Below are 26,187 nucleotides of genomic sequence, written 5' to 3' on the forward strand. Positions count from 1 at the left end.
TCAGATCACGCAGGGGATGTTTTTGGCGACGGGTCATAGCAGGGCACCCAAGGGTTCCCTACTATCTTGACAGCCGCCTATAAAAAATGGCGATATTCGAGTCAAATGACCCAATCGGCCCAAAACCCTGGCCGATTTGGAGCAGGAAATTAATGCGGCTCAGCCTGTAATGAAGCCTTATCGGATGGAGCCTCAGCCTGCCCGTCGTCGCTCTGGCTTTGGTGGCAAATTCTTTTTCCTGCTGCTATTGCTAGGGATTCCGGCAGCGGTTGTCTGGGCTGCCAACCTACCCTATGCACCTATCCGCCGTCCGATCGCTCGCAACATGCCCATTCTGCTGTTGCCCAGCTACATGCATGTAGACCGGGATTTTCGGGATGCGATCGCCCTCACCGAACAATCCAAGCAACTCATCGACAATGCCACCAGTTTTGCCGATATCCAGATGGGCGCTCAGAAGGTGACAGAAGCTCAGGCCAAGCTGGATGCGCTACCCCTGGATCTGGTGAGCTACTGGCCCAATCGCTATTACTACTGGTACGACTGGCGCTTCAGCCCCGTCGCCTTTAATGGAGCCCGGGCAGAGGTGGGACGGCTGCAAGCCAAAGTCTTTCAGGAGCAGAATGCCCATACGGTGCTGACAGATGTTGAGCAAGCGCTCAACAAGGCCAAGCAAAACTATCAGGCTGCACCCGATCTGGTATCGAAGCAGGCCGCCATTACAGCCTGGCGCGTTGCTCTGAATCAGATGGAGATAGTTCCTGCACAAACACTGGCAGGGGATATAGCACGACAGAAATTGGAGCCAGAGAAGGATGAGTTTCAGGCGATCGTAGGTGAATCGGCGACAAGTCGTGAGACCGCTGTGCTGATTGAATCAGCCCGAAGCTTTGCGTGGGAAGCCGCAAAGCGAGCACAAAACCCACCCCACTCGGTAGAAGAATGGGCGGCGATCGAACAGCTTTGGGAAAAAGCCATTTATCTACTCAGCCAAGTTTCTGCCACTACGGATCCAACGGGATTTGCTGAAGCCCAAAAGCTGATGGCAACTTATCAGTCAAATAGGCTGGATATTAGCATTCGGAAGCAGGCGGAGAGTGAGGCGATCGACTCATTAAAAAGGACACAGCAAGAAATTCAATCGCTACTGGCGCAATTGAACTATATGAACGCCAATCAAGTTGCTGCACGCTTGCAAGGCATTCTGACTGAGTTGAACAGCATTAAACCCGGCACAACCGCTTATAAAGAAGCTGAAATTTTGCGATTGCAAACCAACAACAAGCTGCAAGAAATCAGTCGGTAGAGGTTAATTGAGCCGAGTCGTTTACAACAATAGGATCTCCGGCTGAAGGACCATATTATGACTCTTCAGCCAGAGATCCTATTATTCATCGGTGTCGTGCAGTTTTAATTGCATACAGCAGCGATCGCTCATCGGCAACCCCCACTCTGCTTCAGCACTGCGAATCGCTCGTAAAGCAGGGCTGATGTCTTCGTCAGGGATAATTTCAAATCCTAACCGGCTGTAATAGGGAGCATTCCAGGGGATGGTGCGAAAGGTGGTGAGGGTGAGGGTGCTGTGGCCTTGGGCTTTGGCCCACTGAGCGATCGCCTCAATCAGCCGACGCCCGATACCCTGACGAGCGTACCGGGGATCAACATCAATCTCCTGAAGATGCGGTCCCGATGTCAGTACACGAACAACAGCAAAAGCAATAGGTTGATCCATTACATCCGCAGCAATCCAGATCAGGAGCCGGGGGGGATCTAAAACCCAGGTGTTGGGTTCTGAGTTGGCGATCGCTTCATAATCCGTTCCTCTAAACAGCTCGGACCCTGCCTTCTCAATCTGAGATAGATGGGGCAAATCCTCTAGGCGAGCGGGTCGAATGGTGACAGCATCCATACCATTTCTCGGGTTATTCGTTATCCTACTCCAACTGGCAAGTGTACCTATGACAAATTCATCACTAATTCATTAGGCATTTCATACACTGACATATAAATCTTTTCAACCTAGTGCTATATAGATGCAGGGCAAAGTTCTACATCCACACATCACCAGACAGGGAAATACTGCATGCTAAAAAGCATCATTTCTTAAAAATTACGTACTGATCACAATGCTGTCTATTCCCTCAACTCGATGTAGTTGCGAAATCATCTCTTAATAAGCTGTTTGAGAAGCTTCAAAGAAGTGATTTTCCGTGCTTTAAGGAGATAGAAATTAACCGTTGAATTTGACAAGGCTCCTGGAACTCATTTGAAGCAGACTTGGAAAACCTACCCAGCAGTATTGTTGGGTAGAATAGCAGTAAACTTACGCTCTTCAAACGGTTTAACCCTGGCATTTTATGGTGGAGTACCTTCAAACCCAGCTTTATTATCTGGCCCAGTTTGCCGATAATCTGGTATCCAGTCAACTGGCTCATCTCACCCCCTTGAGTATTGGGGTGATTTTTCTGGCAGGGTTACTCACCAGCCTGACGCCCTGCATGTTATCTATGCTGCCCATTACGGTGGGCTACATTGGCGGGTACGAAGCTCGGGGACGGTTGTGGGCAGCCGCACAATCTACCTGGTTTGCCCTGGGATTGGCAACAACCCTGGCTATCATGGGGGTGTTGGCGGCGATCGCCGGTCAAGTCTACGGCAAAATTGGCATTGGGCTTCCCATCGTTGTCAGCTTGATTGCCATTTTGATGGGGCTCAATCTGCTGGAAGCATTACCCCTAAGACTTCCCTCCTTCACAGGCATGGATTGGATTTCAGAAGATTGGCCCGAGGGCATTCGCTCCTACGTTTTAGGGTTAACCTTTGGGCTCGTGGCCTCTCCTTGCAGCACTCCTGTCTTGGCAACGCTTCTCGCCTGGGTTTCTACCACGCAAAACCCAGTGCTGGGAAGTAGTCTGCTGCTGGCCTATACGGCTGGATATGTCACGCCGCTCATCTTAGCAGGCACCTTTACGGCCTCGTTGAAGAAGCTGCTGGAGTTGCGCCGCTGGTCAGGGTGGATTACGCCCGCCAGTGGAGTGTTATTAGTAGGGTTTGGGGTATTTTCACTACTGGTACGGGTGTTGCCAACCACCGCTCTCTAAAACAATGAAGACACAATTGATAATTTGTCGGCATTCCCGACAAATTATCAATTTGAGTCAATTTCTACCAGGGCGGAATCTTTATTATTTCTAAGCTTTAGAGCAACCAAAATGGGCAAGTTTATTCAACAAATCCTGGCGACCGTGATCGGGTTGATTTTATTCGTAACGCTGGGGTTAGGAGGACTGTTATTGTTAGCAGCGATCGCCGCTGTAGTCACAGAAGGCCCATCCGCTAGCGTCAAAGACGACACCATTCTCACCCTGGATTTGAGCCACGGAATTACCGATGCTAATATTGATCCGCCTCTGGGATTAGTGGAAACAGCCCTGGGTTTAGAGAACAAAAGTCGGGCTGTCCCCCTGCGGGTTGCCATTGACGCGATCGACGCTGCCGCCAAGGATGATCAGATCAAAGCGCTCTACATTACGGGCACCCTGAGTTCCGTCTCGGGCTACGCCACACTAGAAGAATTGCGCCAGGCTCTAGTCGATTTCCGTGCTTCAGGAAAATCCATTTACGCCTATGGGGGCGGTTGGGATGAACGTGATTATCTACTAGTGTCTGCGGCCGACCACATCATCCTCACCCCCAACGCCTTGATGGAGTTGAATGGCTTACGCGCCGAAATGATGTTCTTTGCTGGGGCCCTGAATAAATACGGTGTTGGAGTTCAGGTCATTCGAGCTGGACAGTACAAAGCTGCCGTGGAGCCTTTCATCCGCACCGATAACAGCCCAGCGGCGGCCCAGCAAACTCAGGCCTTACTCGACGACCTCTGGCAAGAATTTGTGACCCAGGTAGCCGCAAGCCGCAAGCTAACTCCTGCCAAAATTGAGGCGATCGCCAACCAACAGGGGCTGCTCTCCGCCGAAGCGGCCAAAAACGCCGGGCTGGTAGATAGGCTAGCCTACCCGGATGAAATGGAAGCCGAACTCCAGAAGTTAACGGGTGCGGAGAAAGCAGAAGACATCCACGACATCAGTGTGATGGAATATGCCGAAGTAGCAGATGTGGGAACAACGAACGCCAGTGGCAACAAACAGGTCGCCCTGGTGTACCTGAATGGTGACATTGTGAGCAGCAGTGATAGCTCCGAGCAGATTGCGGGCGATCGCACCGCTGCCCTCCTCAAGAAGTTACGCCTTGATGATGACGTGAAAGCCGTTGTCCTCCGCATCAATAGCCCTGGCGGCAGTGCCTTTGCCTCTGAGCTGGTTGCACGGGAAATCAAGCTGCTGCATGATACGAAGCCCACCATTGCATCCATGGGTAACGTGGCGGCCTCAGGCGGTTATCAGCTGGCCACCTACGCCCACAAAATCTACGCCTCCCCCGCCACCATTACAGGCTCCATCGGGGTGTTTGGCATGGTGCCTAACGTACAAAAGCTCGCCAACGACAACGGCATCACCTGGGATAGTGTCCAAACCAACCCCAGCGCTGATCTGTATAGCATCTCCCGCCCCCGCACGCCTCAGGAGCTAGCCATGCTACAAGGCATGGTGGATCAAACCTATACTGACTTCCTGAACATGGTGTCTCAATCGCGATCGCTCCCCGTGGCAGATGTGCGAAAAGTCGCCGAGGGTCGCGTCTGGTCAGGCATTGATGCGAAAGGAGTTGGCCTCGTGGATGAACTGGGTGGGCTGGAAACCGCCATTCAAGCTGCCGCGAAGCAAGCAGACCTCGGAGACAACTGGAAACTGGTGGAATATCCGGATGCACAACCCTTCCAACTCCAAGCCCTTACCTCCATCTTGAGCCGAGTCAGTTCCCATAGCGCTGCCAATGATCCTCTCAATCAGGCGATTCAGAGAGCCCAGCGCGAGCTATCTTTCCTGCAAAACCTGGATGATCCTAAGGGAGTTTACGCGCGATCGGCATTCCAGCCAGAGATTCGCTAGTTCTCTTTCGACTTCCGCCGTGTTGGATTGGCATGGGGTGCATCCCACTTTTGCAAATTTGGAAACCCACTTTTGTAAGTGAAGCGGGCTTCGCCCGCTTCACTTACAAAAGTGGATGCACCCTTAGCATGTGCATGGCAAGCTTAAGCCTTCAACCGGATTTGATATAACCCCACGTTTGAAACACGCCCCGCACTTGCACAGTGCTATAGACTAAGTGCAGAGGCGTAGTTCAGGCTGGCAGAAGGTTGACTTTCATCGAAGACGATACCCCCATTCCCTCCTTCTCGCGCAAGGAACTGCAAGAGCTGGTGCGGGCACAACTACAAACCCTGCTAGAGCAAAGTAACTTGCAGGGAGCAAAGGCATTGCTCGTTCCCGTGCAGCCTGCCGACATTGCAGAAGCAATTGAAGCCTTGCCCAATACGATGCAGGCGATCGCCTTCCGTCTCCTTTCGAAAGACGAGGCGATCGAAGTGTACGAATACCTCGACTCCTCCGTTCAACAAACCCTGATCGAAGACTTCCGCCGCCAGGATGTGCAGGACATTGTCGGGGAGATGTCTCCCGACGACCGGGCGCGGTTGTTTGATGAGTTGCCAGCGAAAGTCGTCACGCGTCTGCTATCGCAACTGAGCCCAGAGGATCGAGAGGCCACAGCCCTACTGCTGGGCTACCAACCGGACACCGCCGGGCGTATCATGACGCCCGAGTACGTTGCCCTGAAGGAAAACTGGACCGTCACTCGCGCCCTGGAAGAAATCCGCAAGCTGGCGGACATGAGCGAAACCATTTATTACCTCTACGTCACCGATCGCGCCCGACAGTTAGTGGGCATTATTTCTCTACGAGGCCTGGTTACCGCTCAACCTGATCAGTTAATTGGCGAGATCATGGTACGCGACGTCGTCTACGTCCAAACCGACACCGACCAGGAAGAAGTCGCCAACTTGATTCAGCGTTATGACTTCCTGGCCGTACCCGTAGTCGACACAGAACAACGGCTGGTGGGAATCGTCACAGTGGACGATGTGCTTGACGTGGTACAGGAGGAAACCACCGAGGACATCTACCAGTTAGGCGGCGTTCAATCTGGCGATGACAGCTACTTTGAAACGGATTTGATGCGAGTAGCTCGCCGTCGGGTCGTCTGGCTGTTCGTTCTGCTGATTACCAATACGGGCACCAGTGCCGTCATCCGCAGCCAACAAGACATTTTGCAACAGGTTGTTTCCCTGGCAGCCTTTATTCCCCTCCTAATTGGCACCGGAGGCAACGTGGGGGCACAATCCTCCACGGTCGTTATTCGCGGTTTGAACACGAACGAAATTGGCATCAAAGAGTCTTTTAATGTGATTCGGCGAGAGGCGATCGCAGGTGCCTTCCTCGGCCTCATGTTGGGAACTGTGGTAACGGTATGGGCTTACTTTTTGCAGGGAAATCTGGCAGTGGCGATCGCCGTAGGGTGCAGCCTGGTGGCGATCTCGGTTCTGGCGTCCGTAGCAGGTTCAGCGTTGCCGTTCCTGTTTATGGCGATCGGCTTTGACCCCGCGTTGATGTCGGCCCCCTTTATTACGACTTTTGTGGATGTACTGGGTGTACTCATTTACCTCAACTTTGCCCGCTTAATTTTGAGGCTATAAAACAACACCTGGAGAGTTTCGCTGAATCTCTAATTGGCGTACGCGACACCCACGCCTATTAAGAGATTCAGCTCGCCTACACCCTACTGAGAAAAAACGCTACAATCCAGATCCAAACTCTTGTAACTCAGTCACCCAGTATGTTGACTTCGTTACTCATTCTGTGTTTTGGTCTGACTCCCTCGGTGATCTCATTGTGGTGCCTGCGACATTCCAGAGCAGAGTCTCAGGCGCGCTTTCAACATGCAATGGAATCCATGAGCTACAGACGGTTTGCCACGCCGACCCAGCGGCCGGATCAGCAATATGTAGAGGGATTAGGGCTGGTAGTTGGGAATATTCGCTGTCAGTATAATGCGCGATCGCCCTACATCCGCTGTGCTATCAACCCCAGCGGCCCCTGCGACGAATGCTCCCACTTTGAAGAACGGCCTTTGCCATAGTGTGTAATTTTTGCGTTGAGAACGTTCAATAGAACGTTCTCAACGCAGATTTAGCCCATGGCCATCGTGCCTACCTCAAGGGAGTTCAGTGAAACGTCCTTAACGCGGGTTTAGCCAAGAATAAGTGGCCAGAGAAGAAGGGCGATCGCCCCGCTTGCAATATGCTGGGGTAGCAAGCAGCGGAACGGCTGCCGAGCAATTTTTTGGGCCACCACAATGCTGAGCAAAACCCCTGCCATGAGCGTAGACCCTTGCAGAAATGCAATAACGGCCGGATGAACGGTTAGTACCAGGGCTTCGCCACCACTTAGACCAACCGTGGCAAGGCTTACGGGAATCACTCGGCCCACTTCTGTCAGCCCCAAATGCAGATAGTGGGCTAGATTAGCCGCCAACACCAAAGGCAGATAGCCATAAGCCAGTTCCACAAAGGGCCTGGGATGAGGATTGTGGTTGAACAGGTGCATCGCTCCGTAGGCGAGGAGGGCGATCGCCCCTGGTACCAGTAGTGCGACCCCTGATATCCCCAAATGTCCCCAAACGTTCCCCAAAATTTGGGTAGGTTGAGAAATGCCAAGCCGGATCAGACTTTCGGGCAGATGATGCAGGAATACGGCTCCAAACAGTAAAAACAGCAGATAAACCTCATGCAGAGTCGGTTTGTGCGTCGTCCATAATTCAATACCGGGTGGTCGTAGATTGAATTCCACAGACCGGTGGGGACAGGCTTTCAGGCAGGTCATGCATAGTACGCAGTCACGGTTATCCTGCAACTGAGCCGGGTGCGAGTAGAGGGGGCAGCCCCCTGTCTCCTGGCCTTCTCCCTTTTCAGGGCCACCCCGATAACACTGGTAAGTGGTGCAAGTAGCAGAGCAAATGCCCTGCTGAGCCCGCAACTCAGTCATCGACAACTTGGCAAACAGGCCATTCATCCCACCAATGGGGCAGAGGTAACGGCACCAAAACCGCCGCTCAAACAGCACAGAAAAGACCACAGCACCTGCGGTAATCAGCATCAGGAGACAGCCCGACAAATACGCTGTGTTCTCCAGGTTCCACAACTCTTCCCAGAGCAAAATCAGGGCGAACATCCCAAACACGAACCATCCACCCCACCGCTCAGCCTGGGTGCGGGGCCAGGAGCGCAGGGAGCCGGGGAAAAATCGGTTAGTGATCTTTTGGGCGATCTCCCCGTAGATCATGAAGGGACAAACCGAGCACCAGATACGCCCCAGGAAGGGAAAAATGAGCAGCACCAGGGGCCACCACCAGGCCCAAAACAAATTTAGGGCAATATTGCGATCGCGACTCTGCGGCCCAAACCAGAGAATCGCCACGACGACCGCAAATAGGGTAAAAGTGATGCCATAGTTGATGCGATCGGGCCACCACGGACTTCGCAAAAACTGCCGCAGCCGAGGGTAGCTGTTTAACAAATTAATTCGGAATCGTCGGGTTTTGCTCCCCACCGCCCAAAAGACTTCTTCGGTCAGCACAGGTGCACAGTTAGATTGAATAACAGCCCGCTCTACCATGCTTTCCAGCTCTGACAAATTGCCCGGAAAGTCATACCCCTGAAGCCGCCGCAATGCTTCGGGGGCCACAGTCGGCTTGTTAAGCCCCTTGGCTTTGCAGTAGAGCCCGATGTAGTAGTTCACCTGGGGTTCCAGGTCAGCCTTTCGTACCCGCAGTGGCGGCACTTTAATGATGTGCCCTATACTTTGTTGCCGTTCCAGCTCTGGCAGAGTGCGTTCTGAGGTGAAGATAAACCGCGCCTGACTTTGACGGGGTGAAGCCTCCTCGCCATCACGGGTAATCGGAGTATATTCACCCGTTTTCACTAAGTGGCGAATTTTGGGACGGAGTTCTTTGGGTAACTCCTGAATGTTGTTGAGGAGTAAAGTGCCACGGCCCAACCAATCTAACAACCCCGCCTTGCCCCCAGCTCGACCGAAAAGCTCGGCACCGTTGGCCTGGATCTTGTCGCAGTCCACACGAATAAGGGGTTGTTTGCGATCGTCCCCGCCAAAATGAACCAATGCCGCTGCGTTGTCCTTCCCTAACCCAGGCTCCCCAAAAATCAGCACAGGTCGCCGGTCTTTCGAGGCCTTGGTAATGTCGTTGCGCAACCGCACGGCATACCGGCTGGAACCAATAATCCCCCGTTTTACCTTCGGCAGCAGGTAGGGGCGCAGGGCTATCTGCCGTTCCTGTTCAAAAGTCAGTTGAGCTGACATTTGATTCAGCTCGTCGGCCAGCTGCCGAGAAAGTACCTGATTGATCACCGGATACTGGAGAGCCAGAGCCCGCAGGCGATCGCCCTGTACCCGCCATAGCTCAGACTCATCCAACGTAACGATGGTTTGCTCCGTAGGCTGCTCTAGCAACACCTCTTTGAGGTACAACACCGAACCCGGCAGCAGACCGACATCCAGAGGAGCATTGCCCTCCCGGTGTACTTCCACGTGGCCCTGTTTGAGGATATAAAGACCATCGGGATGGGTTTGCTCTGTTACTAATTTGTGATTTGCGGGAAGAATTATGGGTTCAAGGAGAAGGGCGATCGCCGCCAAAACTTCTGGTGGCAACATTCCCAGAACCGTCTGCGCTTGTAACCAATTCTGCTGCTCCTGGCTATCCATGCTGTGCCCCCAATAATCCCTAGCCCGAGGCAATCTTAACGCAGGAGTGATTCATATGAAGGGAGGTGAAAAAGTGTGTCTTAACCGAATGCTGTTTATTGACATCGTCGAGTTTTTCAGAGTACCTTCCGTGGAGAATAGGGTAGCAGATGTAACAGGCGAAGCTCAGCGCAATGCGTGATGCGCTCATGATGCCTATCTCGTTTCTGGCGTAACTCAGCGCAACGGGTAGCGCACCCGAGATTTGTATACCGTTTTTGGTGTAGTTCAACGCAACGGGTAGCGGACCTAAAGTTTGTATGCCGTTTTTTGGTGTGAGGATAAATTGATGCAACTCTTGTGGATGAAACGTGCGAATTTTTCTGCGGTCCTGTGGCTGGCTTTGGTGAGTGGATTGGCAGTCGCCATGCCATCCATGCAAGCTCAAGCCGTTGAATCCGAACCGTCTCGATACGACGCATTAAAGGTAGAACCTGCTTCTGATGGTTCTGCGATCGCCTTAACCACAGAACCGTCCTCCGATCTAACGACGGTTTCCGAGGTCAGTGCCCCCGGCTCAGAAGCCCCGATGGCATCCGACGCGATCGCCACAGAGCCCGTCGCGGAGACCGAGCAAGCACCTGGCAACGGAGTTGCCCTGCAGGATTGGCGCACTACCCAAACCGCAACGACCCGTGATACCGCTTCTACCCTGAGTGCGGTACAGGCCACGATGAATATGGCTCAGGTCACCTCTGTCACCCAATTCTCTGATGTGCAGCCGGGAGATTGGGCCTATGAAGCTCTTTCCTTTCTTGCCAACTCCGAAGACCAGGGGGGATTGGATTGCCTGGAAGGGTACCCCGACGGCAGCTACCGGGGGAACCGAACCCTGAGCCGTTTTGAATTTGCAGCCGGATTAGCCGCTTGTTTGGATGCGATCGCGGGCACAAATTTAGATGCAGAACAAATTACCCGCGTTGAAGCGCTCCAACGTGAGTTCTCCGCTGAATTGACAGCCCTGCGCGGTCGCGTCGATACCCTGGAAGCCCAGGTAGACGAACTAGAAGCCAATCAGTTCTCTACGACCACCCGGCTGTTTGGTCAGGCGGTCGTGGGTGTGCAGGGTCGCAACGAAAACGACTTCACGTTTTTTGTGGATGAACTGACCGACGACGAAACCAGCGTCAACCTCATTACCAACCTTCAGCTCAGCTTACTAACCCAGTTTGATGAGCGCACCATCCTGCTAACCGGGCTACAGGCCGGTGATGGCGGCACCGTAGAAGATGGTCCCGCTCTCAGCAACTTCTTCCGGTTGGGTTATGAAGGGGATACGGACAATGACTTCCGGCTCAGCGACCTGAGCCTGCGCCATCTGATTGGTGATGACTTTGCCATCATTGTTGGAGCAGAAGGACTGAACGCCGTCAACGTTTTCCGGGGTACGAACCGGGTCGAGGGAGCAGGATTAGGCCCTCTCTCGTTGTTTGCTCAACGTAACCCCATCATTGGCATGGGTAACGGTGAGGGTGGCCTTGGGTTTGACTGGCAAATTGCCGATCGCATTAGCCTGCAGGGGGTTTACTCCTCCAGCCTGCCGAGTGATACAAACCTGGGCGGTTTGTTTGGTGGCGATCAAGGAGAAACGGCGATCGGAGCACAACTGGTTGTCACTCCCATCGATAACCTGGACGTTTCGTTCCAGTACATCAACTCCTATTCCCCCTTCGGTCGACTGGGTACCGGAGTTGGCGATGACCAAATTGCGGTTTTGGGCGGAAACTTCCGGGCTCCCATTAACACCGATGCGTTGGGGACCTCTCTCGCCTGGCAAATTTCCAATACCTTCTCTCTGGGCGGATGGTTTGGATATACCAACTCAGATTTACAGGGGGATAGGGGAAATGCAGAGACCATCAACTGGATGGTGTTCTTGAACGTTGCTGATGTGCTGGGCGATGGCAACCTGGCTGGACTGTATGTGGGTCAACCACCGCGTATTGTTAGCAGTGACTTCCCCGGAGGCCGGAACGTGCCTTCCTTTATCAATGAGGGCGAAGTGGAAGCTGGTTCTGGCGGGCAACCTGATGCAGCAACTCATCTGGAAGGCTTCTTCCGCTGGCGTTTGAGCGACAACATCGTTCTAACTCCCGGCTTCATTGTCATCTTTAATCCGGGTCATAACTCTGACAACGACACCATCTTTGTCGGCGCACTCCGGACAACCTTCCTGTTCTAAGTCTTCTGGCTAAGACGTTGCCTTTCATGCATTTATTGGATGAAAGGCAACCTTGCCAAGTGTTGCTTTCCGAGCTTCTAGATATTCTTTATATGGATATTTGGAAACTTGGAAAGCTTTCTGAGTTTGATAGATTCCCTAATATCAATCGGCACTCCATGTATTTGCCACGATTCTTAACTTAAGCCCTGTATCTTTTCCTTGACGAAGGCAGGGGTAAGGGGAAAGACTAAAACAGTCTAAATGAGTGCATAAACTGCAAGTGATCAGGCGATCCATATGGGTCGCTTTTTATTGCAAAAAATTAAGTTTACGCCTTGTTCCAAGGCTATATAGCCTCCATAGTTGAACCCCAATTCGAAATAAACCCAAGTGCCCATTTTGGTGTCCGGGTCGCGCACACCAAAATGGGCTTTTTTGAGCCCTTGATTTTGTGTGCGGGTCGTGCGTACAAAATCAAGGGTTTAAGATAAATGACGAAGGTATTGTCAAGTAGAACATAAAACATCAGGCGCATTTCAGAGCGAATTGGGCGTACAAGAAGAATATTCCGCTCTAAAAAACATTCAGGAATTACTAATTTTTTCGACAAAGAGTACTGGTTTGCAAGGGATAGGACGGAAGGTAAAACCAGGGTTTCTACCTTCCGTTCTATCCCTACCAGGGAAGCGGCGGAAAATAGTTCTCTCAGGGCGATCCCCAAGCACCATTCCACGGTAATCTGATAAAATCATCGCTTCAAGGTTATGGAAGCATAAACTAATATGCAATCATCTGATTCTGTCCCGCCCGAGGTTGTGCAGCAGGTTGCCGAGTATTTCGGTGTCTTGAGTGAACCGACGCGCCTCCGCATCTTGAATGTGCTACGGGATGGGGAGCGGTGTGTACAGGATTTAGTTGAAGTCACTGCCACCAGCCAGGCCAACGTTTCTAAGCACTTAAAGGTGATGGTGCAAGCCGGTATCCTCAGTCGCCGCACGGAGGGAACGTCTGCCTTTTACCGGGTGGAAGATGGGCTGATCTTTGAGCTATGTAATTTGGTGTGCGATCGCCTCGCCACCCGCATTGAGCAACAGGCCCGCTACTTCCGCGCCTTCAGCCTGGCCGCAGAAAACCAAGAATCTGCTTAACTCTTGTTCAACCTTGCGTGATGGTGGGTGTGTACACCCCACCATCACACGGTTTGAGTAGGTAGGGAAATCCGCATCTGCGTCTGTGGAGCTAATGGATCAATAATGAAAAGCGATCGCCCTCACACTTGAGTAGGACGACAGTTAACCATATCCACTGAATCACCACCGACGGAGACCTATGGCGACGATTCTGGAACAGGGCAACATCTCGATCCATACCGAGAATATTTTCCCCATCATCAAAAAGTGGCTCTATTCCGATCACGAAATCTTCTTACGAGAGCTCGTTTCTAACGCAGTTGATGCGATTCAGAAGCTCAACATGGTCGCTCGCTCTGGCGAGTTTGCAGGCGACCTACCTGAGCCCCTGGTCGAAATCACCCTGGACAAGGAAAACAAAACCCTGGCTATTTCTGACAACGGCATCGGCATGACCGCCGATGAGGTGAAGAAATACATTAACCAGGTGGCGTTCTCCAGCGCTGAAGAATTTATTGAAAAATATAAGGGTGCTGGTGACCAGCAAATCATCGGCCACTTCGGGCTTGGTTTCTACTCCTCCTTCATGGTGGCTAAGCACGTCGAGATTGAAACCCTCTCCTACAAAGAAGGGTCGGCTCCTGTGAACTGGAGCTGTGACGGTTCCACCGAGTTCAAAATTTCGGAGGGTAACCGCACGACAGTTGGAACCACCATCACCCTCACCTTGCAGGATGAGGAGGTCGAGTACGCCGAACCTTACCGCATTAAGGAACTGGTGCGGAAGTATTGCGACTTCCTGCCCGTCTCCATCAAACTGGGCGACGAACAAATCAACCGCCAGAAGGCTCCCTGGAAAGAATCGCCCAGCTCCCTCAGCCGCGAAGATTACCTGGAATTCTACCGTTACCTCTACCCGTTCCAGGAAGAGCCTCTGCTGTGGGTTCACCTGAACACCGACTACCCCTTCGTGGTTAACGGTATCCTCTACTTCCCCAAGCTACGGCCCGATGTAGATGTTACCAAGGGGCAAATCAAGCTGTTCTGTAATCAGGTGTTCGTCAGCGACAACTGCGAGGAGGTAATTCCCCGCTTCTTGATGCCCCTGCGGGGTGTGATCGACAGCAGCGACATTCCGCTGAACGTGTCGCGTAGCTTCTTGCAGAGCGATCGCACCGTTCGTAAGATTGCGGATTACATTGCGAAGAAAGTGGGCGATCGCCTTAAGGAACTCTACCGCGACGACCGCGAAGCCTACGTCCGGAGCTGGCAAGATCTGGGCACCTTCGTCAAGTTCGGCTCCATGAACGACGACAAGTTCAAGAAGCAGGTAGAGGATATTCTGATCTTCCGTACCACCTACGAAGCACCGAAAACTGAAGCCGCTGAAGTGCAGGTGCAGACGGAAGAAGGCGATGCCTGGCAGGATGTTTCCACACCGCAAGCTGGTCCCGGCCTCCCCTACACCACGTTGAAGGAATACCTGGAGCGCACCCAGGAGAAGCAGCAAAACCGGGTCTTCTACGCCACCGATGAAGCCGCTCAGGCCACCTACATCGACCTATTCAAGGGTCAGGGCTTAGAAGTGCTGTTCATGGATTCCTTTATTGACAGCCACTTCATCAGCTTCCTGGAGCGGGAATATCCCGATGCCAAGTTCTCCCGTGTGGATGCCGACCTGGATGACACCCTGATCGACAAAGAGAAGGAACAATCCGAAATCGTCGACCCTAACAGCAACAAGACCCGCAGCGAATTGGTGAAGGAACTGTTCGAAAAAGCTCTGAACAAACCCTCCGTCACCATCCGCACGGAAGCCCTCAAGACCGATGGCGAGAATGCGCCTCCGGCGATGGTGCTGTTACCCGAAAACCTGCGCCGGATGCGGGAGATGACCGCTCTGCTACAACAGCAAGCGGTTGACTTCCCGAACGAGCACACTCTGCTGGTCAACACCTCTCACCCCCTGGTGCAAAACCTGCTCGACCTGAACAAGGGCAGCATTGTCCAAACAGAAGGTACCTCTCCCTCTGGAGAACTGTCTAACCTCCTCTGCCAGCACATTTATGACCTGGCACTGATGGCCCAAAAAGCCTTCGATGCCGAGGGTATGAAAGCGTTTGTAGAGCGATCGAATCAGGTGCTAACCCGGTTAACCCGTGTGTAATTGCCAACAGAATTAGTCTGCTTCAAGCTAATTCGTTGAGTTAGAAAAGACGGAGAAACCCGGTGTTTTTAGAAACACCGGGTTTCTAACATTTAATGACGAAGACACTTCATTAGAGCTGTTGGAAAAGTTGATTTTTTGCGGGCTACGCGCACAAAAAATCAGCTTTTCCAACAGCTTCTAACATTTTAGAAGTGGAAACGATAGGTAATCCCGCCTTCCTCAGAAACATCAAAGGTTGCATTGAGTTCCTGAGCCTTTTCATCCAGGTAGGTTTTAGCATCCGAAATAGGCATTCCCGTCTCCGCTGCTAATCGCAGGGGCGTAATGACGCCTCCGTTTGCCTGTAAAACTCGCAGGAATGATTGTTCTAGTTTCTGTTCTTTACTCTCTTCAGCCTGCCCAGCTGTATGTCGTAAATTCCATACCAGTAACCCTGCTCCAACTAGTGGTGGTACACCTAAAACAAGGAGACCTAAGCCAGCTTCCTTATCCTCCTTCGTAGCATTCGGATTTGGTAGGAGGCATATAGCCCCAATTAGCATGGGTGCGCCGATAGCGAAGAGGAATCCGGCTAGAACTTTTTGAAAGAGTCGCATGGGTTTGAAGGTTCCTATAGGGGCGATCGCTACTCCAGTTGGTCGAACTCCGAGCGATATTTTACTGTTCCAACACAATTTTCTAAGGCATCCGGTTCCAGTTCCAACACCATAAACGCTTCATTTGGAATGGGGTATTCACATTTCAACCTCTTTTCCTTAGCTGAAATAAAGCCAAATCGGGGGTAGTACTCTGGATGGCCTAGCACTACGACGGCTTTACACCCTAGACGAGAGCATTCTTCTAAACTCTGTTGAATCAGCAACGCCCCAATTCCTTGTCGCTGGTAACCCGGTAATACAGCCACGGGTGCCAGTCCCAAAACCAGTAAATTATCTGGGCATTTCCCGGCGATCGCCACTGGACTAAAGAAAACATGCCCAACAACGTGCCCCGATTCAACAGCCACAAAAGAAAGCGTAGAGGAAACACCTCGCAATTGATCGACTAAATTTGCCTCATCCTCTCGCCCAAATGCCGCCATATTGATCTGGCGAATTGCTTCAACATCTTCTGGTTTCTCAGCTCGAACTTCCATAGCCCAGGATTCAAACTTCTGGTTGTTTTTGTGAGAGCCTTGCTCCGCGCGGCTCTCACAAAAACAACCGTGGTTAATTCAAGTGCAAAGCGCTGTAATTTCCACCATACACCTCAGAGGACCGTACTCTACAGGCGTAGTTGAGTGGAGTGAAAGGGCACGAAGTATCCCTCCACTCACTCAACTATGCTTCCGAGGTGCATGAATCGTTTTTTGAGGACGTAGATGGTTGCGCGGCAAAACCACGCAACCATTCACGCAGGAAGTCTATTGGAAAAAACTGGCAAATCTGGTCGGGTTGGGGGTAGCAAGTTAAGAAGGATGAGATACAGTTATTCGACGTAGCGACACAGCGTAGTACCTCCGACAGCCCTATGCGATTTCTCTCAATCCTTTATGGTTTATTCCTCCTCAGCGTGATGGGGTTGTTCTGGTCTGTGGAGGGGCGATCGCTCAAGCTAGTCGTGCTCTTGATGGCTAGCCTCGTCTTCTACAGCTCCTTACAAATCCAGTACGTGCCGCTGTTGCTGGTCATGATGTGGCTAACCTATCAGATCGGGCTGGCCCTCGGAACGCCAATGGACTGGCGGGTCGAGGATGAGCGCTGGCAATTTGCACAGCATGACTGGAACCGTCGCCGTCTCAGCATGTTAATCGTTGGGATTGTCCTCAACGTTCTGCTGCTGCTGGGCTTTAAGTATGTGCCCTTCTTGCTGTCGTCAGTTCATGCTGTATTAAACCTGCCCGCCGCCGAAACAGGAGCGGCATGGTTTAGCCAGAACTTGCTAGCACCTCTCGGAATCAGCTTCTTCTGCTTCGAGTGTATTGCCTACCTGATTGATGTCTATCGGGGCGCACCTCCAACTTACAGTCTGCTGAAATTCGCCTCCTACAAGCTGTTCTTCCCAAAACTTATTTCGGGTCCCATCACTCGCTTCCATCCCTGGGCCGCCCAACTGCAAGAAGTACAGTTTCCCCAGGTTTCACAGATTGTCGAAGGGCTCTGGCTGATTGCCTGTGGAGCCATTAAAAAGCTACTGCTGGCTGATCACCTGGCGACCCTGGTTAATCTGAGCTTTGAGAGCCTGGAGCGGGCTGGAAGTGGAGATTTGTGGTTGGCGATCGCTGCCTACGGGTTCCAGCTCTACCTCGACTTTAGCGGCTACGTGGACATGGCCCGAGGCTCCGCCATTTTGTTAGGCATTGAGCTGCCGCAAAACTTCAACTTCCCCTACTTCTGTACCAGCATTGCCGACTTTTGGCGTCGCTGGCACATGACCCTGGGAGATTGGCTGCGCAACTATCTCTACTTCCCCCTGGGAGGCTCCCGGCAAGGTGTTGCTCGTACTTGCTTGAACCTGATAATCGTGATGATCATTGCAGGCATCTGGCACGGGGCCGCCTGGGGCTTTGTGGTGTGGGGAGCCTTACACGGCCTATTTTTGGTGATTCATCGTCTGACCGATGTCATCACGAAAGAAGCGCCCGCGCTGGCTAAATTTTGGCAGCATCCGGTGGGTGTTGTGCTGGGTTGGGGGGTCACACAGGCCTCCGTCTTCTTTGCCTGGATCTTTTTCCGATTGCCCAACTTAAGTGAATCGGGCATGGTCATCCAACGGCTCTGGGGCCACCCGGCAGATGCACAATTTGCCCAGAAGATTTATGTGGAAGCGTTGGGGAGCGATCGTCTTCAAATCGCAGCTCTCCTGGTCGCTCTCTTTGTGGGTATGGGCATTGCCTACCTGTTCCATCGAGGCTTCAAGCTAAAGCTAAGTTTGCCGCTGAAGTTGTTGTTAATTCCATCCTGCTTGCTGCTGGCCTGGCTGATGGCTCCCAACGAAAGCCCGCCATACATCTATTTCGACTTCTAAACGGTCGAATAAGTAGCTCAGCCTGATCAAGCATAAGGAGATTTCCAGATAAGAACTTACCCATTATTTGGAAAAAAGGCGCGGCTTCGCCGCGCCTTTTTTCCAAATAATGGGGATATTGTTTCTCAGAAATCTCCTAAGACCAAACAATGGTGTGCACGCCCACGAAGCAGGCGGCACACCATTTGTTTAACCAAGCTGAGTATTCTGAGTTGGGGCCAAGGGCTTATCTCGAACTGAGGTTACTGAGTGTGTGTGATTCACTAACTCCCAACAAAATGGGGTTAGTTCTGAGCAGGTTTAAAGCCAAACTTGGTTTCTGTTAGTAAAACTTTTGCACACATTCTGCACAAAGTGCAGAACTAGGACCATGGATGAGTTTTATAGCAACACGATCGCGCTCATTTTGCGTCATTTTTACATGTGCAAAATCCGTGCAAAATTACTAGCGCTTTAGTAAAGGCCGTTGAAGTGTTCAGGCATCTATGGATCACCTTATTTGCAGAGGGAAAAGGGAGCTGTGTAAGGTTCTAAGCACTCTCCGCAGTTGATTTGAAGGAGTCGTGGCGATCGCCCTATACTTCTTTCAAAACAGCGTTAAAGTTAACAAACTCTAGAGTCTGTTTGTATCATTGCCTCATTTAATCCCATACGTCAGCGAACAGGGCACTAAATACAGTGAAACGATTGCAGGGCAGGAGTTGTATGCTCAGCAAGGATTGAGCTCGATTATCCTAAAGTACCCGCAAATCAATCATTTGGGCAGGCTCTAAAAGCGAGTTTCTATTCGCATAAATATCATTTCAGTTACCAATCTTTAGAATTAGTTACAAAGCTCGAATAAGGTTTAGAACGGTTTGATAGCTTCGACAAAAACTGGAATGGTTCTAGAGCAAGCTATTGAGATAATTATTAAGGATTATGGAAGAAGGATATCAGTCCTTTCTTTACGAAATTTTGTGAAGACTACTAGAAATGTTTGTGCATCTATAACTACTATCAAATTGAAGATTTTTAACATCTTCGATTCATTCTTTTCCTACACTGCATTTATTCCTAATTATGACGACTACCCTTCAACGGCGCGATAGCGCCAGCGCGTGGGAGCGATTTTGCAATTGGGTCACCAGCGTTAACAACCGGATTTATATCGGTTGGTTTGGCGTTCTGATGATCCCTTGCCTGCTCACTGCAACCATCTGCTACATCATCGCTTTCGTCGCGGCTCCTCCTGTGGACATCGACGGTATCCGTGAGCCTGTTGCAGGTTCTCTGCTCTACGGCAACAACATCATCACTGGCGCGGTTGTTCCTTCTTCCAACGCCATTGGTCTGCACTTCTACCCCATCTGGGAAGCTGCTTCCCTCGATGAGTGGCTCTACAACGGTGGTCCTTACCAACTGGTTGTGTTCCACTTCCTGATTGGGATCTTTGCTTACATGGGTCGTCAGTGGGAACTGAGCTACCGCCTCGGTATGCGTCCCTGGATCTGCGTTGCTTACAGCGCACCTCTGGCTGCCGCTACTTCAGTTTTCTTGATCTACCCCATTGGTCAGGGTTCCTTCTCTGACGGGATGCCCCTGGGTATTTCCGGTACCTTCAACTTCATGTTCGTGTTCCAGGCAGAGCACAACATTCTGATGCACCCCTTCCACATGCTGGGCGTAGCGGGTGTGTTCGGTGGTTCTCTGTTCTCTGCGATGCACGGTTCTTTGGTGACTTCTTCTCTGGTGCGTGAGACCACCGAGACCGAGTCTCAGAACTACGGTTACAAGTTTGGACAAGAAGAAGAGACCTACAACATCGTGGCAGCCCACGGTTACTTCGGTCGTCTGATTTTCCAATACGCCTCTTTCAACAACTCTCGCGCACTGCACTTCTTCTTGGGTGCATGGCCTGTAGTATGTATCTGGTTCACCGCGCTGGGTATCAGCACGATGGCATTCAACCTGAACGGGTTCAACTTCAACCAGTCGATTCTGGATTCTCAAGGTCGCGTTGTTGCAACTTGGGCGGACGTTCTGAACCGCGCGAACCTGGGTATGGAAGTGATGCACGAGCGCAACGCTCACAACTTCCCTCTCGACCTGGCCTCTGGCGATGAGATGCCTGTTGCTCTGACGGCTCCCAGCATCAACGGCTAAGGCTTGCACATAGGATTCTTTGAAACCTAAAGCTGTGCATTAAGCTGAATGCAAGACGGCCCCTAATAGGGGCCGTCTTTTTGCTAGGGTCACATCTTGCGCCTATAGCCCTGGCCCGATTAGTTAGGACACGTTATTTTTTGAGAAGCCATACTCCGTATGGCTTCTCAAAAAATAACGTGTTTGGTTCTCGGCACGTAGTGCTGTAAAAACCAAACATGCATAGCAGCTTGTGTAAAGCGGGTATTCTACTAACACCCGTTGGAAACCAGATCGGATGGACGCAACAACGATTTTAGATCAGGGCGAATTGGCGATCGCCCAGGGCAACTTTGAAGCCGCAATTGCCTACTACCAAGACTGCATCCCATCCGATGAAGGCTGCATCTGGCCCCTAGGGGTAGCCTACGTGCTCAATGGGGATGAAGAAACTGCCCAAGCTGTATGGATGGAGGCGATCGCCTCTCTAGATCCCGATACTGTGGGCAAAACGTTAGCAGCCCTGTTCTCCTGTCTGGTAACCGAAGCAGAACGTCAGCTTCAGCAGCGACGCTTTGAGCCAGCGGAACGAGCCTTTCGGCAAGCGTTGGAATTGGAGCCCGAATCAACGCAAGCCCTGATGGGGTTGGGTAGCGCACTGGCCCAACAGGGGCTCTATGAAAGCGCCTGTGAGGCATGGAGTACAGTGACGGCTCTGGAGCCCTCTTTTATTCCGGCCTATGTTGCGTTAGGGCAAACCTATCAGGCTTTAAGGGAATGGCCTGCGGCGATCGCTGCCTATCAAGCATTATTGACGCACAAGCCAGACCATAGTGATATTCACCATCGGTTAGGACAATGTTTGTTACGAATAGGGGAAGCCGAGAGGGCGATCGCCCATTTAGAACAGGCCATCCAGCACTCGCCGAACCCTAGCACTCTCTCTGGCGACCTGGGATGGGCCTGGTTACGGTGGGGAAATCCAGCAACAGCGATGCAGTACTGGCAGCACATCTCCCCTCAACTTGCTCGCTTCATCACTGATTACCTGGCATGGGAAACTCAGCTTCAGGAGGGCGATCGCAGTACAGCTCACCTGCGGTTAAACAGGGCTTTCCTGCAAGCGTTGGTAACGGGTAATACGGCGGATGCCACCGTAGCTTTGAACCAACTGCTGCAACGCATGGGGTGGAATGCAGGCATTACACCAGCCCTGGAACTGGTTTCCAATAGCATCACAACGTTACCTTTGCAAACCTTAGCCAAGCCAGAATCCAGCTTGCAACAGCCGGATTCTATAACCTCTACAAGTGGTGAGGTCAACGCTCCTACAGGGTTCTACGAAACCACCGCAGAATGGGCGCAGACTCATCCCGAAGCGAGCTATCAGCCACTACAGCCGCCTTCGCTCATGCCGTTGTGCCCACCCCATGCAGAAGAAGCCGAAATCCATCCCAGCTTTCGCTTCGGCAGCCAGGTTCCCCTGCCAGGAGCCTTCGTCGTAATAGTTCCAGAAGGCCGTTACTGGATTGAGGAGAATCACCAGGTGGCAGCGATCGCCGCCGATAACCACATCCTGGGGGACGTGTCGCCCTTTTCTCCAATTCTCAGCCCTGGCCATCCCGACGCCCACCCCAGCCGTCATCCCCTCCTGCGTCGTGCCACTTTGCCCGCACCTCAAAAAATCGATGGGCGTGTCGCCATTCTCTCAGGCCTCTCCAACTCCGTCTATTTCCACTGGATGTTAGATCTACTGCCACGCTTCGAGCTATTGCGTCAGGCAGGCATTACGCCCGAGCAAGTGGATTACTATCTGGTGGACACGAAGCATCCCTTCCAGAAAGAAACCCTGGAGCAATTGGGCATTCCTTTGGAGAAAGCCATTTCTCCGGAACTGGTACCGCATTTGGAAGCGCGATCGCTCATCCTGCCCTCCTTTCCTGCCAGTATCTCCTGGATGCCCGAGTGGGCCTGCGACTTCCTGCGCCAGGCTTTTCTAGGAGACGCTACTAATCAGCCCGGCTCAGGCCGCCGGCTCTACATTAGCCGTGCCCAGGCCAGTGTGCGACGGCTCATCAATGAACCCCAAGTTTTGAGTGCTCTAAAGCCCTGGGGTTTTGAAACAATTCACCTGGAAAATTTTTCTGTTCAGGAACAAGCGTGCTTGTTTGCCCAAGCAGAGGTCATTGTTACTCTGCATGGCAGCGGTTTGACCAATCTTGTCTTCTGTCAGCCAGCGACCACTGTAATTGAACTGTTTTCGCCGGAGTATGTCTATCCCTGTTACTGGCTCGTCGCTAACTGGAGACATCTAAAATATCACTACCTACTGGGCCAAGTTCCAGAAGGTCTTTTCCTACACCAAATGCTATATCCCGATTCTCGCCAGGAGGATGTCTGGGTGGAGCCGGAGCACCTGCTAGAAACGTTGCAAAAGCTCGGCATTAAACCAGTTTAAAAAAATAAAACCCCTGGCCGCGAAACCAGAGGTTTGAATCAGGGTGCATCTACCACTCCACTTTTCCTAAAGAGAGCACCTTCATCAGGATAATTTTGTCCCACTTCTCTCAAAATCTTCGCTTTACCAGAGTTCATAGTGACTCCACTGTGTATAGCAATGTGCAAGTGCGTTAAGTACAGCAACGGTGGCGTGGGGCACAAAAGGCTCCACACCACCGTACTTAATCAGCGGTAACAGGGTTTCTGGTCTGCCATTCTTTTTGTAGAAGTAGCGGTGGGGTTTCTACTTTCACAAAAAAATTTTGATCCTTAGTGCATTAGTTCGGACAGTTTTTCTGAAACCCTTGATTTTGCGTGCGCGAAGCGCACGCAAAATCAAGGGTTTCAGAAAAACTGTCCAGAGTATTGTTAGTGTTGAAAAGCCATAGAAACGACAGCTTTTCAACACGACCCTATCAATTCTGTTTGGGTGACAAAAACGGATCCAACAAATTATCCGGTTTCTTCGAAGGAACTGGTGACGGTGCTGTTGGTGTTGTTTCGGGTGTTGACGGTTGGGGTTCCTTGCGCCATTGAAGAATAATTTGAGTCATCCACAGAACCGAAATCAAAAGCCCAACTCCTGATAAAACGAGAAGCTGAGGGGAAAAAGTTTGAGCTTGTTGGGGTAGGCGAGCCTGAGATAGGGCTTCTTTGGGATTCTGCCAGAGGTCCTTCAATCCAGAAAAACGGAAGGTAGAAGTCCGAGGTTGGCCCAGGCGACCAAGGCGTTCAGCTTTAGCGTCCCCAAAAGAGCTACTTCCTTTTCCTGCGCTACTTTTGCGACGGTAGTAGTGATAGTTGTAGGTGTTGTAGTGGTTGGCGGGTGGGGGCTGCACACCATTGGCAATGATACCCAGGAGATTCACAGGAGAAAGGTTGAGCGTTTCAATGGTCTGCGCCAAGTCAGTGCGCCGGGTTTTGCCGATAGCTGTGACAAGCATCATGCCATCGGCATGGGCGGCTAGCAGGGGAGTATCGGCAAAGCCCAGAATGGGTGGCATATCGTAAATTACCAGGCTGTAAATACCTTGTAATCGCTCCATTAGGGCTCGCATACGGCGGGAGGAAAGCAGCTTCGTTGGATCTGGAGGATTTGAACCAGCCGTCAGAACATGCAGATAGGGCTCCCCTTCAACCCCCCGGATCAGGCTACCCAGTTCGGCATTATTGCTCAGAACATCACTCAAGCCACGCAGGTTAGCCAGGTTTAGCCGTTCATGAACCTGAGGACAACGCAAATCGGCATCCACGAGCAACACCCGTTGCCCCATTGCCGCCGCTGCTTTTGCCAGGTGGGTTGCGACGGTCGATTTGCCCTCTGTTGGTGAGGGGGAACTGATCACCACTGAACGAATTGGGCTATCGGAACCGAGAAACCGTAAGTTAGCGTAAAGGGATCGGAAAGCTTCTGCAAAGGGTGAGGCAATGTAGTAGTCACGAGGATAGTGGTTGCTATCGCCCTGGGCTTGAGTTGGAACAGACTCAGAAGCCGCCTGGGGAACCGTGACGACCTCAAGTTCTTCCTCAGCCCTTGCCAAAGGCACGCTGCCCAGAATAGGTAGACGGGTCAGTGCCTTGATGTCATCGGTGGAGTGCACGACTCGATCTAATTTGTCAGCAACGAGCGCAGCAATGCCTCCCAGAATGAAGCCTGCGATCGCCCCCATCATCAAACTACGCGGCACATTGGGCGACACCGGCTGGCCCGCCACGGATGGTGCGGCAATCAGTTCCCACGGCACCGACTTTTGGGCAGCATCAATCTGTAGGGTCTCGCGGGTCGTCAGAAAACGGTTGAGGCTATCGGTTGCTACAGCTAGCTCCCGTTGCAGCTCAGTGTATTGCCGTGCCAGCGCAGGAACAATAGCGAACTCTTGCTTCAAGCCCGTGTCAACCTGAGTCAGCGCATCACTACGGGCTTCCAGTTGGCGCACTTCATTCGCAGTTTTGATCAGTTGGCGCGTCAGTTCTAGCGAGGTGGGGGTAAGGTTGCCAGTGGCACCGCTACTATCAGAAAAGGTTTGAATGACGCGATCGGCTTCCTGGTCAAGCAACGGCAAGAGGCTGGCCCGTTCGTCTTCCAGTACCATCACATTGGGGCTATCCGGTTGAAAACGAGCTGACTCGGTAGCGATTTTGGCTTCCAGCTCGCGCAGTTGGGTGAGAAGCGCCTGATAACGGGGCGACTCGCTGAGGCTGGAGGCGGCCAGAGCTTGCTGATCATTAAACCCCAGTTGGTTTTGCAAGCTGTTGTAGAGCGATCGCGCCTCGGTCAAAGCTGTTTGGGTTTGCTGCCGCTGTTTCTCCACCTCGCTAATGAAGTCGGACAGTTCATCTCCCCGCTTCTCCGGGTCAATCAGGCTATATTCCTGACGGAAGCGTTCCAGGCGCGATTGTAAGCTATCGACGCGATCGCGCAACTCAGGCAACTGCCCATCGACAAACTGAATCCCCTGGCGCAGGCTACTCTGCCGCTGTTCAAAGCTGTAATCTAAAAACTCTTGAGAAAGTGCATCCAGGACTACCTGAATCCGCTCTGGGTCGGAGTTCAGGAAGCTCACAGATAGCACTTTCGTATCCCGTAATCGGGTAATCTGCAGATCCTGCAGCAACATACCGTAGCTGAGCCCAGGATCCTCGCGCTCTAGCTTCTCCGCGATTGGCTTTAACAGAGCCGGACTGCGCAGTACCTCAATCTGAGTGGAATAGTCAAAGGCTGGGGAAATAGGCATTTCCCCTTGCAACAGCTCGCGGGATGGATCATCCAGAGCCACTGGCTCTACAAGGACACGAAACTCCCCCCGATAAATGGGTGTACGGGTCAGCGTCCAGGCAGCCATCGTAAGGGTGACGGCGATCGCGACCCCACCAAATAAATAGCGACGCCGACGAATAATCTGGAACCACTCTGCCAGTTCATTTTCTTCCTTCAAGTTCACTGGAGTGCTGCCTGTGGGAAGGTAGCTGCTTCTCGGAACATGACCATTCTTGTCAAAAGACGTTGAATCGGATTCGACTGGCATAGCTGCCCCATTCACGACTGATCTCAGGCTGAGGGTCTTTTGGCTCCGCTGCTTGCCAGGGGCTATGACAGGGCAAAACGGAGGTAGAACCGACGCCTAAAATTCCAGAATCTACACATTGTTATTACGCTGTTTTCCAGGCAGAACCGAACAGTTTGTCAAAAAGGTAACCAGAATCACGATTTTGAATGCTTGAAAAGCGCTCTAACTAACGCGACACTCGCAATACCATCAGTTCGAGCTAAGGGGGGGTTTGAGGCTCGAACTCGGATAACCTACGACAAATTCTAGA

The 26,187-nt window shown here is 52.0% G+C and carries 16 protein-coding genes; 11 read left to right on the plus strand and 5 right to left on the minus strand.

What is annotated here, in order from left to right; genetic code table 11:
* The first annotated feature begins 136 nt into the window (after nucleotides 1-136).
* Nucleotides 137-1,306, plus strand: a complete 1,170-nt coding sequence (locus tag H6F91_RS09400) for a hypothetical protein (RefSeq protein WP_190789301.1) — start codon at nucleotides 137-139, stop codon at nucleotides 1,304-1,306.
* A gap of 81 nt (nucleotides 1,307-1,387) precedes the next feature.
* Here H6F91_RS09400 and H6F91_RS09405 read toward each other — a convergent pair whose 3' ends face one another.
* A complete protein-coding gene (locus H6F91_RS09405) occupies nucleotides 1,388-1,909 on the minus strand; it encodes a GNAT family N-acetyltransferase (protein WP_190775683.1) in 522 nt (173 codons plus the stop codon).
* 448 nt (nucleotides 1,910-2,357) lie between these two features.
* Here H6F91_RS09405 and H6F91_RS09410 point away from each other — a divergent pair, with 448 nt between their 5' ends.
* The 4 genes from H6F91_RS09410 (at nucleotide 2,358) to H6F91_RS09425 (ending at nucleotide 7,095) form a co-directional block, all read left to right on the plus strand.
* A complete protein-coding gene (locus H6F91_RS09410) occupies nucleotides 2,358-3,101 on the plus strand; it encodes a cytochrome c biogenesis protein CcdA (RefSeq protein ID WP_190775684.1) in 744 nt (247 codons plus the stop codon).
* 111 nt (nucleotides 3,102-3,212) lie between these two features.
* Nucleotides 3,213-5,009, plus strand: a complete 1,797-nt coding sequence (gene sppA, locus H6F91_RS09415; RefSeq protein ID WP_190775685.1) for a signal peptide peptidase SppA — start codon at nucleotides 3,213-3,215, stop codon at nucleotides 5,007-5,009.
* Between the two features lie 248 nt (nucleotides 5,010-5,257).
* The gene (mgtE, locus tag H6F91_RS09420; RefSeq protein ID WP_242035710.1) at nucleotides 5,258-6,652 is read left to right on the plus strand and encodes a magnesium transporter; all 1,395 of its coding nucleotides are present in this window, start codon (nucleotides 5,258-5,260) and stop codon (nucleotides 6,650-6,652) included.
* Between the two features lie 140 nt (nucleotides 6,653-6,792).
* Nucleotides 6,793-7,095, plus strand: a complete 303-nt coding sequence (locus H6F91_RS09425; protein WP_190775686.1) for a DUF6464 family protein — start codon at nucleotides 6,793-6,795, stop codon at nucleotides 7,093-7,095.
* Nucleotides 7,096-7,205: 110 nt separating this feature from the next.
* Here the strand turns inward: H6F91_RS09425 and H6F91_RS09430 are convergent, their stop codons facing one another.
* The gene (locus H6F91_RS09430; protein ID WP_190775687.1) at nucleotides 7,206-9,737 is read right to left on the minus strand and encodes a sigma 54-interacting transcriptional regulator; all 2,532 of its coding nucleotides are present in this window, start codon (nucleotides 9,735-9,737) and stop codon (nucleotides 7,206-7,208) included.
* Between the two features lie 343 nt (nucleotides 9,738-10,080).
* Between H6F91_RS09430 and H6F91_RS09435 the strand changes: the two genes are divergently transcribed.
* From H6F91_RS09435 to htpG, 3 genes are all read left to right on the plus strand, one after another.
* Complete coding sequence (locus tag H6F91_RS09435; RefSeq protein WP_190775688.1) at nucleotides 10,081-11,958, plus strand: iron uptake porin; 1,878 nt, start codon at nucleotides 10,081-10,083, stop codon at nucleotides 11,956-11,958.
* A gap of 764 nt (nucleotides 11,959-12,722) precedes the next feature.
* Nucleotides 12,723-13,088, plus strand: coding sequence for a metalloregulator ArsR/SmtB family transcription factor (locus tag H6F91_RS09440; RefSeq protein ID WP_190775689.1), 366 nt, complete (start codon nucleotides 12,723-12,725; stop codon nucleotides 13,086-13,088).
* Between the two features lie 181 nt (nucleotides 13,089-13,269).
* Nucleotides 13,270-15,237 carry a molecular chaperone HtpG gene (gene htpG / locus H6F91_RS09445; protein WP_190789302.1) on the plus strand — a complete coding sequence of 656 codons (1,968 nt, stop codon included), beginning with the start codon at nucleotides 13,270-13,272 and terminating at the stop codon, nucleotides 15,235-15,237.
* A 188-nt stretch (nucleotides 15,238-15,425) separates the two neighbouring features.
* On the opposite strand, the gene H6F91_RS09450 is transcribed toward htpG, so the two are convergent.
* Together H6F91_RS09450 and H6F91_RS09455 are read right to left on the minus strand one after the other, a co-directional pair.
* Nucleotides 15,426-15,836, minus strand: a complete 411-nt coding sequence (locus H6F91_RS09450; protein WP_190775691.1) for a hypothetical protein — start codon at nucleotides 15,834-15,836, stop codon at nucleotides 15,426-15,428.
* 29 nt (nucleotides 15,837-15,865) lie between these two features.
* Nucleotides 15,866-16,375, minus strand: coding sequence for an N-acetyltransferase (locus H6F91_RS09455; protein ID WP_190775692.1), 510 nt, complete (start codon nucleotides 16,373-16,375; stop codon nucleotides 15,866-15,868).
* A 374-nt stretch (nucleotides 16,376-16,749) separates the two neighbouring features.
* Here H6F91_RS09455 and H6F91_RS09460 point away from each other — a divergent pair, with 374 nt between their 5' ends.
* From H6F91_RS09460 to H6F91_RS09470, 3 genes are all read left to right on the plus strand, one after another.
* Complete coding sequence (locus tag H6F91_RS09460) at nucleotides 16,750-18,246, plus strand: MBOAT family protein (RefSeq protein ID WP_190775693.1); 1,497 nt, start codon at nucleotides 16,750-16,752, stop codon at nucleotides 18,244-18,246.
* Nucleotides 18,247-19,308: 1,062 nt separating this feature from the next.
* On the plus strand, nucleotides 19,309-20,391 hold the full coding sequence (gene psbA / locus H6F91_RS09465) for a photosystem II q(b) protein (protein ID WP_190775694.1): 1,083 nt from the start codon (nucleotides 19,309-19,311) through the stop codon (nucleotides 20,389-20,391).
* A gap of 277 nt (nucleotides 20,392-20,668) precedes the next feature.
* Nucleotides 20,669-22,828 carry a glycosyltransferase 61 family protein gene (locus H6F91_RS09470; RefSeq protein WP_190775695.1) on the plus strand — a complete coding sequence of 720 codons (2,160 nt, stop codon included), beginning with the start codon at nucleotides 20,669-20,671 and terminating at the stop codon, nucleotides 22,826-22,828.
* 457 nt (nucleotides 22,829-23,285) lie between these two features.
* Here the strand turns inward: H6F91_RS09470 and H6F91_RS09475 are convergent, their stop codons facing one another.
* Nucleotides 23,286-25,895 (minus strand): polysaccharide biosynthesis tyrosine autokinase, encoded by a 2,610-nt coding sequence (locus H6F91_RS09475; protein WP_190775696.1) that lies wholly within the window; start codon nucleotides 25,893-25,895, stop codon nucleotides 23,286-23,288.
* Nucleotides 25,896-26,187: the final 292 nt, after the last annotated feature.

This window comes from Leptolyngbya sp. FACHB-8 (assembly GCF_014695575.1).
Classification (GTDB): Bacteria; Cyanobacteriota; Cyanobacteriia; order Elainellales; family Elainellaceae; genus Vacuolonema.